This is a genomic window from Rahnella sp. NRRL B-41462 (genome assembly GCF_003263525.1).
GTDB classification, from domain to species: Bacteria; Pseudomonadota; Gammaproteobacteria; order Enterobacterales; family Enterobacteriaceae; genus Rahnella; species Rahnella aceris.
The window spans coordinates 16,915-30,731 of sequence record NZ_JYDF01000041.1 but is presented as its reverse complement, the minus strand read 5'-3'; the positions used below and the strand labels follow the sequence as shown (position 1 = coordinate 30,731).

Here is a 13,817-nt window from a genome sequence, read left to right as displayed (position 1 = left end):
GCCTTGGCAGTCTCAGCCGCTCTATGGCGAGTCGGTGATTTTCGCCGCCGATCGGGCCTGCCGGATAATTATCGCTGAATTCTGTCGCCAGACCGTAGTTTGACGTAGCCGATGCACCGACGGCCATTGATCATTGAGCGGCATAATAAAGTGCAGGTTCGGTACCCACTGATTTGGTGCAATGTTATCCGCATCAGTGCTCTGACCTGTAACCGGCGAGTTGCCCGTCACTTTGACATCCGGGTCGATATAAATCGCGCCCGCGGAGAAGGAAGGACGATCAAACATGGTCATGGTTGCCGGGTTACGGCTCCCGGATGCCGCGGTGTCAGCGATGGCACCTTCACCCGAGAAAGAGCGACCTAAACCCGCAGCGGTATATTCATTTAACTGAAAACCTGCTGCATATACGTTGGAGGAAACAATTGCCACTGCAGCTGCCAGAGCTGATCTTTTAAACAGGTTTTTCTGGTTCATGACCAAAACCTCAATTTTATGTTTTTTATCAAACAATGTTACATGGAGTAACAATGAGCGCGGGATTGTAGGGTCCGTTATCAGTCTGACAAATCAGACCAGTGAGCGAAGTATAGGTCTGACCTGTGGTGAAGTTGCAATAATGTTTCGTTGATATTTCTTATTTGATGCAAGAAATTGGATCTGCTTAACAAAAAACAAACAATAAAAGTTCAATTAAGAAACGTTAAAGTGAGAACAATAACGCTGTAATCATCGATTACTTACATATACGTGATCTGGATCACCTGAAAGGCACATAATAAGTAAGTGCTAGTGTGTTGTCAGAGAGGTGGCGTAAAATACAGGCTGGAAATAAAACTTTATTCGCAAACAGGCCAGACGGTGGATGTTGCCGTTGGTGCCGGGGAGAAATTATGTCTGACGTAACCATGTCCTCTAAATCCACTCAACCTCTGCATTCCATCAACAAATGTGGTGCGGAAGAAACCGCAGCCTGCTGTTGTGTAGATGTGGGTACCATCATGGACAACACTGATTGCACTGCTTCTTACAGCCGCGTTTTCGAAACCGAAGCCCAGGCGAAAGAAACCCTGCAAGCCCTGACCGAACGTGCCCGCGGCGTAGAATCTGAGCCGTGCGAAATCACCAGCCGTATCGAAAAAGTAGCAGGCGGTGTTGAACTGAATATCGATTTTACTTTCAGCTGTCAGGCTGAAACCATGATCTTCCAGCTCGGGCTGCGTTAATCCCCGTCATACTTTGAGCCGCAGATGCGTTGGCTGCACTCAGTAACCCGAATCACTGACTTATGTCAGCTCATCGGGATTACTTCGATTGCCGCCTTCCTGCGACTCAAATTATTTAGGGGAAGTTGTAATACCGCTTAAATAAGCGGTATTTTTTTGTCTGCTATTTCTGCCTGCCGCCTTTCTTCTCATTCTTATTTCAGAAAAATTTGCTGTTGCTCGCACTTCATTGCCTTTCACTTTGCCAAATGTAAATACATAGTTAAAACTGAGTTATCAGGTCTGACCTCTTAGGACCCTATTTTTCTCAGGAGCTCGTATGAATAACGTTATTCCACTGGTGACGCGTGAGGGCGATCGCATTGCGATTGTCGACGGCTTGCGCACGCCGTTTGCCAAACAGGCCACCGCTTATCACGGCATTCCTGCTGTCGATCTCGGCAAAATTGTGGTCAGTGAGCTGCTGGCAAAAAGTGGGATAGACCCGAAGCACATCGACCAGCTGGTTTTCGGCCAGGTAGTCCAGATGCCGGAAGCGCCGAATATCGCCCGCGAAATTGTGCTCGGCACCGGCATGAATGTGTCGACCGATGCGTACAGCGTTTCACGTGCCTGCGCCACCAGTTTTCAGGCGGTCGCCAACGTGGCCGAAAGCATTATGAGCGGCATGGTGCAGGTCGGGATCGCAGGCGGAGCGGATTCTTCTTCAGTACTGCCGATTGGCGTCAGCAAACGTCTCGCCCGCGCCCTGGTGGATGTTAATAAAGCGCGCACTCTGTCGCAGCGCCTTTCCATTTTCAGCAAACTGAAACTGCGTGATTTATTGCCGGTGCCGCCGGCAGTAGCCGAATATTCTACCGGTCTGCGCATGGGGGATACCGCTGAGCAGATGGCGAAAAGCCACAATATCAGCCGTGCGCAGCAGGATGAGCTGGCGCACCGTTCTCATACGCTGGCTGCACAGGCGTGGGAGCAGGGTTATTTAAGCTCGCAGGTGATGGCAGCGCAGATTCCGCCTTACCGCGAAGTGCTGCAAAAAGACAACAACATCCGCCTGAATTCTGAAATCAGCCAGTACGCCAAATTACGTCCGGCGTTTGACCGCAAACACGGCACTGTTACCGCTGCCACCAGCACGCCGCTGACTGACGGTGCGGCGGCGATATTAATGATGAGCGAATCCCGCGCGCGTGAACTGGGTCTTGAACCTCTCGGCTACCTGAAAAGTTTCGCATTTGCTGCCATCGACGTCTGGGAAGATATGCTTCTCGGGCCTGCTTATGCCACGCCGCTGGCGCTGGACCGCGCAGGGCTGACGCTGGGTGATTTGGATCTTATCGATATGCACGAAGCGTTTGCCGCGCAGACGCTGGCGAATATCAAAATGTTAGCCAGTGATGAATTCGCCCGCGAAAAACTCGGCCGCAGTCAGGCAGTTGGCGAAATAGACTGGGATAAATTCAATGTTCTGGGCGGTTCACTGGCCTACGGACATCCTTTTGCGGCCACCGGCGCACGCATGATTACGCAAACGCTGCACGAATTACGCCGTCGGGGAGGCCGTTACGGGCTGACGACGGCTTGCGCAGCGGGCGGCCTGGGTGCGGCAATGATTCTGGAGGCCGCGCAATGAGAGATAATATGGAAAATCTGAATCCGGCAGATACGGAAGCTGCCGAACCGGCTTCTGCTTTTTCTCTGATGTTTACTGCTGAACACGTGGGGATTATCACCATCGATGTTCCCGGTGAAAAAGTGAATACCTTAAGGGCTGAATTTGCTCAGCAAATCTGTGCCATTTTGCAAAAAGCACAGCAGTATCCCAATCTGAAAGGTCTGGTGCTGATTTCCGGCAAACCGGACTCGTTCATTGCCGGTGCGGATATCACGATGATTTCCGGTTGCCGGACCGCTGCCGAAGCCAGTGAACTGGCGCAAAAGGGCCAGACGGTGATGTCGCAGATTGCGTCCTTTTCCGTGCCGGTGGTGGCGGCCATTCATGGTAGCTGTCTCGGAGGTGGTCTGGAACTGGCGCTGGCGTGCCATGCCCGCGTGTGTTCGCTGGATGAAAAAACGCAACTCGGTCTGCCGGAAGTACAACTGGGTTTACTGCCGGGTTCCGGGGGTACGCAGCGGCTTCCGCGGCTTATCGGCGCGCCTAAAGCGCTGGAGTTGATGTTAACCGGTCGCAGTGTTCGCGCGAAGCAGGCGCTGAGAATGGGGCTGGTGGATGACGCAGTACCGTATTCTATTTTGCTGCAAACGGCGCTGGAACGTGTGGCAAAAGGACGTAAATCACGTCCGCCATTGCCGTGGCAGGCGCGTCTGGCCGGTGGCCCGTTGGGCAAAAGTTTGCTGTTCCATTTTGTGCGCAAACAGACGCGGGCAAAAACGCACGGCAATTATCCTGCCACCGAAAAAATCATAGATGTGGTGAAAACCGGGCTGGATCAGGGCAGTGGTAGCGGCTATCAGGCGGAAGCTAAAGCCTTTGGGGAGCTGGTGATGACGCCGGAATCTGCGGCATTGCGCGGCCTGTTTTTCGCTTCCACCGCGCTGAAAAAAGAAAAGGGTGGCGATGCCGAACCCTTGCCGGTTCGCCGTGCAGGTATTCTCGGTGGTGGCCTGATGGGCGGCGGTATCGCGAATGTGACTGCCACCAAAGCCGGTCTGCCGGTGCGTATTAAAGACATTAATCACGAAGGCATCCGTCATGCCCTGAAATACAGCTGGGATTTGCTGGAGAAAAAGGTGCGAGGCCGCAGGCTGACCCGCAACGAACAGCAACGGCAGATGATGCTGATTTCCGGCACCACGGATTACAGCGGTTTTGCGCAGATTGATATCGTGGTGGAAGCGGTGTTTGAGGATTTATCGCTCAAGCAAGCCATGGTGGCAGAAATCGAGCAAAATGCTGCCCCCCATACGATTTTTGCCTCAAACACCTCTTCTCTGCCCATTCATAAGATTGCAGAGCAGGCTGACAGGCCGGAACAGGTGATCGGACTGCACTATTTCAGCCCGGTGGATAAAATGCCGCTGGTGGAAGTGATCCCGCATGCGGGCACCAGTGCGCAGACGATTTCGACAACGGTCTCGCTGGCCAGGAAACAGGGGAAAACGGCGATTGTGGTGGGCGACAGTGCCGGATTCTACGTAAACCGCATTCTTGCGCCTTACATCAATGAAGCGGCGCGTTGCTTACTGGCTGGTGAACCGGTCGATCACATCGACAAAGCGCTGGTGAATTTTGGTTTCCCGGTCGGGCCCATCCAGTTGCTGGATGAAGTGGGCATTGATGTCGGCACAAAAATTGGTCCGATTCTGGTGGATGCTTTTGGTGAGCGTTTTGCCGCACCCTCCGGTTTTGATGCAGTGCTGAAAGACGACCGAAAAGGGCGTAAGAACGGTAAAGGTTTCTACCTTTACGGGCAGAAAGGGCGGGCGACGAAGAAGAAACAGGTCGATCCGGCGATTTACCGTCTGCTGAATGTCACGCCAAAAGTGCAGCAATCAGAAGATGAGATCGCCCACCGTTGTGTGATGCTGATGCTCAACGAAGCCGTACGTTGTCTGGATGAAAACGTGATCCGCAGTGCGCGGGATGGCGATCTTGGTGCCGTGTTCGGAATTGGCTTCCCGCCATTCCTTGGGGGACCGTTCCGTTACATGGACCAGTTGGGCATCGCCAGTGTGGTGAAGACACTGGAGCGACTGGCGCATCAGTATGGTGAGCGCTTCACCCCATGCGAAGGGCTATTACGTCGGGCGCATCAGGGAGAACGGTTCTGTTCAGATAGCGGGACAGGCGATAAGGTCAGTAAAGTGTGATTGTGGTCACTGCTTATTGCTGAGTTTCGCGAGAATCTGGAACGGATCATGCTTCATGCTTGCAGTCAGACAAATGCCCGCGGGATCTTTTTTATGGTGGGAATGACTTTGTACAGAAACAATCCCAAGCGATTGATCTACAACCTGAGTGGTTAAAAAATCGCCTGAATAGTTTACAAGCGGTAAGGGTTGGTGTAAAAAACAGCGTTTTCTTTACGTGAAGTTTCAGGCAAAATGCCCGACCGCTGATGCTTACCATGCAAAGCATGTGGGCACAGCGCGTTAAGTGGATGTACTGCCTGACAGCTATCTTGTAATGAGAGACATCAATCAGACAGTGATTGAAATGCTGGGCAATGGGTAATACAGCACGCAAGGCGTTTCTGTATGGCGCTATTTTTGTTAACAAAAGCGGTGCAATATGCAAGTTGTAATCATGCGTCACGGTGATGCAGTTCTCGAAGCTGCAAGCGATTCAGTTCGCCCCTTAAGCGAATGCGGATGTGACGAATCAGTACATATGGCTGCCTGGCTGAATGGCCGTGGCGTCAAAATTGACCGCGTTCTGGTCAGTCCGTACCTGCGTGCGCAGCAGACGCTTGAAAAAGTGCGCCAGTGTCTGGCGCTGCCTGAAAACGTTGAGATTGATATTCTGAAAGAACTGACACCGGGCGGAGATCCTGCTGTGGTCGCCAGTGAACTGCAGCATCTGGCGCTGACCGGCGTCAGCGCGGTACTGGTGGTATCTCACCTGCCGCTGGTCGGTTATCTGGTGGCAGAGCTGTGTCCGGGTGTTTGCCCCCCGATGTTCGCCACTTCCGCGATGGCAAGTGTTGAACTGAACGGTGAAACCGGGCAGGGGACTTTCGACTGGCAGTTCAGCCCATGCCAGGTGATGGCTAAGGTTTAGTTTTCCGGGACGGAAAACTAAACAAAGAAAGGCACAGCTTCTGCTGTGCCTTTCTCGTTTCTGGATATCGGTGTTGAGTTCGCGGTTAGCTGATTTTGTCGTCCAGCTCCACCAGCACCAGCAAAGCGGCGTTGCCGCCGAACTCTTTTGGGGCCTGATGGAAGGCTTCGACATCAGGATGCTGTGCCAGCCACAGCGGAGTTTGCTGCTTGAGAATATGTTTGCCGTGACCGTGCATTACGCAGGCGCAATGCACATGCTCGCGGCGGCAGGCGGCGATCAGCGCGCCCAGTTCCTGCTTAGCTTCTTTCTGTGTTAAACCATGTAAATCCAGAAACAGTTCGGGCGAATAATCCCCGCGGCGCAATTTTTTCAATTCGAAATGACTGACGTCAGGCCGGATATGGCGAACCGGGCCTTCTTCCTGCAACATCGGCTGGAATTCATCGGAAAAATAATAACTCGCGTCCACCTGTTCCTGAATCAGCTTTTTAGGCGACAGTTCTGATACCTTTTTCCGTAGCGGGCGGTGAGTAATCGTATCGTTTTTCAGGCGCTTGATGCCCGGAACAGCCTCGCGGAATAACGCCGCTTCCTCGGGGCTGAGCAGGTGTTTTTTCTTCATTTTTTTATCGTCATTTTCGTTCAATACAGACAGTGTACCTTCCGTCCCCCTGCGGTTTAAAGAAAACTCAGGGTTAAATTCTTCGAGACATCGCGCAAGTGCGTTGACTAGCTGCTGATTTGTGGCAGGCTTCGTGGCAAACTATGCGGCAAATAATGGGTTAAACGTCTGTTAAAAACCCGTGCACTGCCTGGAGAATAAAATTGGACAAAATTTTCGTCGACGAAGCTGTCAGTGAACTGCATACCATTCAGGATATGCTGCGCTGGACCGTCAGCCGCCTGAACGCGGCCAATGTCTATTACGGTCACGGCACCGATAATCCGTGGGACGAAGCAGTGCAACTGGTCTTGCCAAGCGTATTTTTGCCGCTGGACATTCCTGAAGATATGCACACCGCGCGCCTGACATCCAGTGAGCGCCACCGCATTGTTGAACGAGTCATCCGCCGCGTTAATGAGCGTGTTCCGGTTGCCTATCTGACTAACAAAGCCTGGTTCTGTGACATGGAATTCTATGTCGATGAACGCGTACTGGTGCCCCGTTCGCCAATTGGTGAGCTGATCAGCAACCGTTTTTCCGGCATTCTGAGCGAACAGCCCCAACACATTCTGGATATGTGTACCGGCAGCGGCTGCATTGCCATTGCCTGCGCTTACGCGTTCCCTGAAACCGAAGTCGATGCCGTCGACATTTCTGCCGACGCGCTGGCCGTGGCGGAGCGCAATATCGACACGCACGGTATCGAGAACTGGGTCACGCCAATCCGCTCTGACCTGTTCCGCGAATTGCCGCCGCTGCAATACGACCTGATTGTCACCAATCCGCCGTATGTGGACGAAGAAGACATGTCAGATTTGCCGCAGGAATACCGCCACGAGCCGGTTCTGGGTCTGGCTTCCGGCAGCGACGGTCTGAAACTGACCCGCCGCATTCTGGCCTGCGCGCCGGATTACCTGACCGATAACGGCGTACTGATTTGCGAAGTGGGCAACAGCATGGTGCATCTGATGGAACAGTATCCTCAGATCCCGTTCACCTGGCTGGAATTTGAAAACGGCGGCGACGGTGTCTTTATGCTGACTAAACAGCAGCTCGTCGATTGTGCCGAAGAGTTCCGCGCATACCGCGACTGATATACCCGTCATCGATGACAATCATGACCGGTGTTGTGCCGGTCATTCAGAAAACAATCAACATAATGGTTAAGGAGCCGTGATGGCAGGGAACAGTATTGGGCAGTTTTTCCGCGTCACTACTTTTGGCGAATCCCACGGTGTGGCACTGGGCTGTATTATTGACGGCGTGCCGCCGGGCATTTCGCTGACCGAAGCAGACCTGCAACACGATCTCGACCGTCGTCGTCCGGGCACCTCGCGTTACACCACGCAGCGCCGCGAAGCCGACGAAGTGAAAATTCTTTCGGGCGTGTTTGAAGGCGTGACCACCGGCACCAGCATCGGTCTGATTATCCAGAATACCGATCAGCGTTCGCAGGATTACAGCGCGATCAAAGACGTGTTCCGTCCGGGACATGCCGATTACACCTACGAGCAAAAATACGGCGTGCGCGATTACCGTGGCGGCGGTCGTTCGTCTGCCCGTGAAACCGCGATGCGCGTGGCAGCAGGTGCGGTTGCCAAGAAATATCTGCTGGAAAAATTCGGCGTTAAAGTGCGCGGATATATGTCGCAAATGGGCGATATCACCTGCGAACTGAAAGACTGGGATCTGGTGGAAACCAACCCGTTCTTCTGCCCGGATGAAAGCAAGCTGGAAGCGCTGGATGAACTGATGCGTGCGCTGAAAAAAGAAGGCGATTCGATTGGTGCCAAAATCACCGTCGTGGCGGATCACGTGCCGGTCGGACTTGGTGAACCGGTGTTTGACCGTCTGGATGCCGATCTGGCGCACGCGCTGATGAGCATTAATGCGGTGAAAGGCGTTGAAATTGGTGACGGTTTTGCGGTTGTCGCAAAACGCGGCAGCGAGAACCGTGACGAAATCACACCGAAGGGTTTCGAAAGCAACCACGCTGGCGGCATTCTTGGCGGGATCAGCAGCGGCCAGCCGGTTGTAGCGCATCTGGCGCTGAAACCGACTTCCAGCATTACCGTTCCCGGCCGTACGATTAACCGCGAAGGCGAGCAGGTCGAGATGATTACCAAAGGTCGCCATGACCCGTGTGTCGGTATCCGCGCTGTGCCGATTGCCGAAGCAATGATGGCGATTGTGCTGATGGATCATTTACTGCGTCAGCGTGCTCAGAACGGCGACGTCCACTCCACCGTGCCACGCTGGTAATTTATCTGATGAATCCTTTACGCACGCTACCTGCGTTTCGTGCTGTTTGCGTCAGTTTTCTGGCGCTTGCACTTTGCGCACCTGCCATAGCCGTAACGCCGTGGCAGAAAATCACCCAGCCCATTTCCGGCACGCCGCAAGCGATTGGCAGTTATGCCAATGGTTGTCAGGTTGGCGCACAGCCGCTGCCGCTGAACTCTCCGGCCTATCAGGTAATGCGTACCGATCAGCGTCGCTATTTCGGCCAGCCGGATTTACTGGCGTTCATCACCCGTCTGGGCACACAGGCTCAGCAAAAAGGGCTGGGCACCATGCTGGTCGGGGATATGGCGATGCCGGCTGGCGGGCGCTTTAGCAGTGGTCACGCCAGTCATCAGTCCGGGCTGGATGTGGACATCTGGCTGCAACTGCCGCGTCAGCGCTGGAGCGAACAGATGTTGCTCAAGCCGCAGCCTATCGATCTGGTCAGCGCCAACGGTAAATCCATTGTGCCAGCTCAGTGGCAGCCACGGATCGAAACGCTGATCAAAATGGCAGCGCAAGATAAAGACGTGGTACGGATCTTCGTCAATCCGGCCATCAAACAACAGCTTTGTCTGGATGCCGGAACGGATCGTGAATGGCTGCATAAGGTGCGTCCGTGGTTTGGTCATCGCGCGCACATGCACGTTCGTCTGCGTTGTCCGGTCGGTAACCTCGAATGTGAAAATCAGGCACCGCCGCCTCCGGGTGATGGCTGTGGCGCTGAGCTGCAAAGCTGGTTCCTGCCACCCAAGCCGGGCAGCGGAATCCCTGTGAAAAAAGAGCCGCCTCCGTTGCCGCCTTCGTGTCAGGCGCTGCTGGATAAACACGTTCTTTAATACGTTTTACTCACCCTTCGCCACGCATAGCGAGCTGACAGAAAAATGGACTGGTTGATTGTTGCCCCGTGGGTTTTGGTTGTTTTATTTTTCGTTGCACTGTTTGCCGGTTTCATTGATTCCATTGCAGGTGGCGGCGGGCTGATCAGCCTGCCAGCGCTGCTGGCGGCAGGTGTGTCACCGGCGCAGGCCATTGCCACCAATAAGCTGTCATCGATCGGCGGATCTTTCTCTGCCAGTCTTTACTTTGTGCGGCGTGGCGTGGTGGATCTCAACGATCAGAAGCTGAACATTGCCTGTACCTTTACCGGTTCGGTGATCGGCGCGATCCTTATCCAGCATCTGCGCGCCGACATATTGCGTCAGGTTTTACCGCTGCTGATCATCTGCATCGGTTTGTATTTTTTACTGACGCCACGGCTGGGTGAAAGTGACCGGGCAAGGCGCTTAAATGCTCTGCCGTATGCACTGGTAGGCGGCGGTTGCGTGGGTTTCTACGACGGCTTTTTCGGCCCCGGCGCAGGGTCTTTCTACGCACTGGCTTTTGTGACGTTATGCGGGTTTAATCTGGCAAAAGCCACGGCACATGCGAAAGTCCTGAATTTCACCTCAAACCTGGGCGGGCTGATCTTCTTTATACTGGGCGGCAAAGTGATCTGGGTGCTGGGATTTGTCATGGCCGCCGGACAGTTTATCGGCGCACGACTGGGCGCACGTATGGTGCTCAGTAAGGGGCAGAAGATGATCCGCCCGATGGTGGTTATCGTTTCCGTGGTGATGAGCTGCAAGCTGATTTACGACAATCATGGTGCTGAAATTCATCAGTGGTTAAGCCTGCATTTATAATGTCCGGAGCAGCAGAATGCTTGCCCGAAGTCATGAAAACACGCGTTTAAACAGGGGTATATTGTCGCCCCTGATCTTACTTTAACGAGTTTCACTGCAATTATGTCTGATTCGACTGCAACACATAACTATCATCAACTGATCGACATTTTTGATTCCTGCTTTTTTGAGGAATTCAACGTTCGCTTAGTGAAAGGCGACGACGAACCGATCTATCTGCCTGCTGATGAACAAGAACCGTTTAACCGTATTGTGTTCGCACACGGTTATTACGCCAGCGGCATGCATGAAATTTCCCACTGGTGCGTGGCCGGGGCCGAACGCCGTAAACGGGTTGATTTCGGCTACTGGTATTGCCCGGATGGCCGCGATGCGCAAACACAAAGTGAATTCGAGAAAGTGGAAGTCAAACCACAATCTTACGAATGGTTGTTCTGTGCGGCGGCAGGTTTTCGTTTCAACGTTAGCTGTGACAATCTCAGCGGCGATTGCGAGCCGGACCGCGTGGGTTTCCAGAACAAAGTACGCGAAGAAGTGCTGCGTATGCTGGAGCAGGGTATCCCTGAAAGACCGGCGCGCTTTATTAAAGCGTTACAATCGTTTTACAATACGGCCCCGTTGACGCCTGCAGATTTCCCTGCATTGCAGCCGATCGAATAAGAACTGAACACGAGAGGAAGAGTAATGATCGCAGAATTTGAAACGCGGATTTTAACGCTAATCGACGATATGGTCGAAAGCGCCAGCGACGATGAGTTATTTGCCAGTGGCTATCTGCGAGGCCACCTGACCGTCGCGGTGGCGGAAGCGGAAGAGAACGGTGAACACACCGCCGAAGCGTTGAAACTCCGTGTTCAGGACGGTCTGGACAAGGCCATCAAAGCCGGTGAACTTTCGCCGCGCGATCAGCTTCTGGTGCAGGGGATGTGGGAAAATCTGTATCAGGCATCTCTCCCTCAGTAATCTCTTTTCAGTAAAAAAAAGCGCAGCGACGGATTAACCGGCTGCGCTTTTTTATTGCCTGAAAAGTGGCGGGTTAATGCGATTCGACCGGGCGGCCTTTCAGCAGTTTTCTGACCCACATCCGGTTCGGGTTCAGTGCTGCCAGCGTGTCACTGTCGAGCGGCAGCGGTTCACCGGCAATCTGCGCCGCCAGAATTTCCGCCCCCAGCGGCGCGGAACTCAGACCGCGTGAGCCGAGGGCGCCAAACAGAAACAGATTTTCATACACCGGCGCTTCTGCAACCGGGCGATGACGCTGAATATCCAGATCCAGTTTTTTATAGCTTTCCAGCAATGCGTCGTAATCTGACACCGAGCCGATCATCGGCAGATGATCCCGTGTCGCGCAACGTACGCCGTTTCGCGCTTCGCCTTCACTCACATCCACGTCATGCGGCCATTGCTGATCCGGCAAACAGTTGAGTAAACGCTGGCGGTTTTCCTGCTGATCCTCCTCAAGGTAATCCGTGCATTTGTCGGCGCGGTGATAGCTTGCGCCAATACAATGATGCTGATTCTGCGGGCTGACCGGCGTCATATAGCCGTCGTAACACAGTACCTGTTTAAGCTTGCTCAGCGCCGGTGTGGTCGGAATATGCGAAACCTGACCGCTGACCGCGTAAACCGGCAGTTTTTCGGTCTGGCTGAAATCTGTAATGTCCGCACCGTTCGCCAGGACTACCGCCTGATGACGGGCAACATGGCCATCGGCAAAGGTCAGCGCCCACTGCGAATCTGCGTCAAAATTTAATGCGGTCGCGCGCTGGCGATAATGCACCGTTAAGCCCTGCGTTTCGGCCAGCGCAATCAGCGAAGCCGTCAGTTCTGCCGGACACAGCCACGCGCCGAGCGGATACGTCACGCCGCCGCTGCCGCATGGCAATCCGCACAACGCTTCCACATCTTCTTCACTCAGCCCTTTCGCCAGTGCTTCCGGCCAGCCGCCTGTGAGAATGCCGTCAATTTTGCCCTGACTTTTTTCGTCATAACCCAGTTGCGTGACGCCACTCCAGCCGTGATCGAAAGGCACATCCCGCTTTTCAAGCTGCGCATACTGGCGGCGGGCGAAGGTGAAGGCATGCGCAAAGAAGTTTTCCAGTGTGTCGCCGCGGCCATTGAGCAACGGATAAACCGCGCCCTGGCGGTTACCTGAAGCGCCGAGCGCCGGTTTTTCATCGGCGCAATACAGCGTGACCGCAAAGCCACGGCGAAGTAACGCCAGCGACAATACGGCGCTGGCGACGCCGCCGCCGAGAAGGGCGAATTCAGTGGCATTTTTCGCCGCCGGGCGCACATACCACGGTGCGGGATGAGGTACATCAATTTTTGCCGGCAGCACACCGGCTAACATATGCCGCTTTTCGCCGAATCCCGGCACCTTGCTGATGTCAAAACCTGCGTCCTGCAATCCGCGGCGGACAAAACCGGCCACGGTGAAAGTGGCGAATGTACCCTGCGGGCGGGTCATTTTCGCCATAGAACGGAATAACGCCTCCGTCCACATGTCCGGGTTTTTGGAAGGTGCAAATCCGTCGAGAAACCAGGCGTCGACCTGCTGATTCATACTGGTGTCACATGCCGGAAGCAGGGTAGTCACATCGCCGAACCACAGATCAAGCGTGATGCGCCCGTCCGCCAGCAGCAGCCGGTGACAGCCGGAAAAGGGCATCGGCCATTGTTCGCAAAGCTGCGCGGAATACGCGGCGAGTTCGGGCCATTGTGTGTGCGCTGTCGCCAGATCATGGGCAGACAGCGGGAATTTCTCGTAGCTGATGAAATGCAGGCGTTGCAGCACAGCGTCGGGGTGCGCCTCGCGGAACGCATCGAAGGCTTGCCACAGCGACAGAAAGTTCAGTCCGGTGCCAAAACCGGTCTCGGCGATGATGCACAACTGGCGGGGGTGATCGGCAAAACGCGCCGGAAAATGATTGCCATTGAGAAAAACATGACGCGTTTCCAGCAGGCCGTTCTGATTGGAAAAATAGACGTCATCAAAATGTCGGGAAACAGGTGTACCCTGTTCGTTCCAGCTTAATTCAGCGGGCGTGATCGGGTTATGGCTCACGTGAAACTCTCTCAGTTCAAGGCGATGCCGGAGTTTAACGCTGCATTTGCACCCGCGCAAATTTACCACGATTTACACAAGGAATTGCTGATCGGACTTGTTCGGCGTACAACTGTACGCTAGAGTGCGTGACGAAATCCCAAATGGT

12 protein-coding genes and 1 pseudogene are annotated in these 13,817 nt (G+C 54.1%); 10 read left to right on the top strand and 3 right to left on the bottom strand.

Annotated features, from left to right (window positions below; genetic code table 11):
- A pseudogene (locus UC14_RS11315) lies at nt 1–477 on the bottom strand (outer membrane protein transport protein); the annotation flags it as partial.
- A gap of 416 nt (nt 478–893) precedes the next feature.
- Between UC14_RS11315 and UC14_RS11310 the strand changes: the two are divergent.
- The 4 genes from UC14_RS11310 to sixA all read left to right on the top strand — a co-directional run bounded on the left by UC14_RS11310 (nt 894) and on the right by sixA (nt 5,967).
- A complete protein-coding gene (locus UC14_RS11310; protein ID WP_013574533.1) occupies nt 894–1,226 on the top strand; it encodes a YfcZ/YiiS family protein in 333 nt (110 codons plus the stop codon).
- Nucleotides 1,227–1,545: 319 nt separating this feature from the next.
- On the top strand, nt 1,546–2,859 hold the full coding sequence (fadI, locus tag UC14_RS11305) for an acetyl-CoA C-acyltransferase FadI (RefSeq protein WP_112197714.1): 1,314 nt from the start codon (nt 1,546–1,548) through the stop codon (nt 2,857–2,859).
- Complete coding sequence (gene fadJ / locus UC14_RS11300; RefSeq protein WP_112197713.1) at nt 2,856–5,057, top strand: fatty acid oxidation complex subunit alpha FadJ; 2,202 nt, start codon at nt 2,856–2,858, stop codon at nt 5,055–5,057. Before fadI ends, fadJ begins: the two co-directional genes overlap by 4 nt.
- A 421-nt stretch (nt 5,058–5,478) precedes the next feature.
- Complete coding sequence (sixA, locus tag UC14_RS11295; RefSeq protein WP_013574536.1) at nt 5,479–5,967, top strand: phosphohistidine phosphatase SixA; 489 nt, start codon at nt 5,479–5,481, stop codon at nt 5,965–5,967.
- A gap of 85 nt (nt 5,968–6,052) precedes the next feature.
- Here sixA and smrB read toward each other — a convergent pair whose 3' ends face one another.
- On the bottom strand, nt 6,053–6,592 hold the full coding sequence (gene smrB / locus UC14_RS11290; protein WP_013574537.1) for an endonuclease SmrB: 540 nt from the start codon (nt 6,590–6,592) through the stop codon (nt 6,053–6,055).
- 203 nt (nt 6,593–6,795) lie between these two features.
- On the opposite strand from smrB, the gene prmB reads away from it, so the two are divergent.
- From prmB to UC14_RS11260, 6 genes are all read left to right on the top strand, one after another.
- A complete protein-coding gene (gene prmB, locus UC14_RS11285; RefSeq protein ID WP_013574538.1) occupies nt 6,796–7,728 on the top strand; it encodes a 50S ribosomal protein L3 N(5)-glutamine methyltransferase in 933 nt (310 codons plus the stop codon).
- A gap of 82 nt (nt 7,729–7,810) precedes the next feature.
- Nucleotides 7,811–8,896, top strand: a complete 1,086-nt coding sequence (gene aroC, locus UC14_RS11280) for a chorismate synthase (RefSeq protein WP_013574539.1) — start codon at nt 7,811–7,813, stop codon at nt 8,894–8,896.
- 8 nt (nt 8,897–8,904) lie between these two features.
- The gene (gene mepA, locus UC14_RS11275) at nt 8,905–9,756 is read left to right on the top strand and encodes a penicillin-insensitive murein endopeptidase (protein ID WP_013574540.1); all 852 of its coding nucleotides are present in this window, start codon (nt 8,905–8,907) and stop codon (nt 9,754–9,756) included.
- Nucleotides 9,757–9,801: 45 nt separating this feature from the next.
- Nucleotides 9,802–10,602 (top strand): sulfite exporter TauE/SafE family protein, encoded by an 801-nt coding sequence (locus UC14_RS11270; protein ID WP_013574541.1) that lies wholly within the window; start codon nt 9,802–9,804, stop codon nt 10,600–10,602.
- Between the two features lie 102 nt (nt 10,603–10,704).
- On the top strand, nt 10,705–11,262 hold the full coding sequence (locus UC14_RS11265; protein WP_013574542.1) for an elongation factor P hydroxylase: 558 nt from the start codon (nt 10,705–10,707) through the stop codon (nt 11,260–11,262).
- A 24-nt stretch (nt 11,263–11,286) separates the two neighbouring features.
- Complete coding sequence (locus tag UC14_RS11260; protein ID WP_013574543.1) at nt 11,287–11,565, top strand: YfcL family protein; 279 nt, start codon at nt 11,287–11,289, stop codon at nt 11,563–11,565.
- A gap of 73 nt (nt 11,566–11,638) precedes the next feature.
- Here the strand turns inward: UC14_RS11260 and mnmC are convergent, their stop codons facing one another.
- Nucleotides 11,639–13,669, bottom strand: coding sequence for a bifunctional tRNA (5-methylaminomethyl-2-thiouridine)(34)-methyltransferase MnmD/FAD-dependent 5-carboxymethylaminomethyl-2-thiouridine(34) oxidoreductase MnmC (gene mnmC, locus UC14_RS11255; protein WP_112197712.1), 2,031 nt, complete (start codon nt 13,667–13,669; stop codon nt 11,639–11,641).
- Nucleotides 13,670–13,817 lie beyond the last annotated feature (148 nt).

Coding starts and splice junctions, on each gene's coding strand:
- UC14_RS11260 (WP_013574543.1), top strand. CDS start 11,287: ATGATCGCAGAATTTGAAACGCGGATTTTAACGCTAATCGACGATATG.
- UC14_RS11310 (WP_013574533.1), top strand. CDS start 894: ATGTCTGACGTAACCATGTCCTCTAAATCCACTCAACCTCTGCATTCC.
- aroC (WP_013574539.1), top strand. CDS start 7,811: ATGGCAGGGAACAGTATTGGGCAGTTTTTCCGCGTCACTACTTTTGGC.
- fadI (WP_112197714.1), top strand. CDS start 1,546: ATGAATAACGTTATTCCACTGGTGACGCGTGAGGGCGATCGCATTGCG.
- UC14_RS11265 (WP_013574542.1), top strand. CDS start 10,705: ATGTCTGATTCGACTGCAACACATAACTATCATCAACTGATCGACATT.
- UC14_RS11270 (WP_013574541.1), top strand. CDS start 9,802: ATGGACTGGTTGATTGTTGCCCCGTGGGTTTTGGTTGTTTTATTTTTC.
- fadJ (WP_112197713.1), top strand. CDS start 2,856: ATGAGAGATAATATGGAAAATCTGAATCCGGCAGATACGGAAGCTGCC.
- smrB (WP_013574537.1), bottom strand. CDS start 6,592: ATGAAGAAAAAACACCTGCTCAGCCCCGAGGAAGCGGCGTTATTCCGC.
- sixA (WP_013574536.1), top strand. CDS start 5,479: ATGCAAGTTGTAATCATGCGTCACGGTGATGCAGTTCTCGAAGCTGCA.
- mepA (WP_013574540.1), top strand. CDS start 8,905: ATGAATCCTTTACGCACGCTACCTGCGTTTCGTGCTGTTTGCGTCAGT.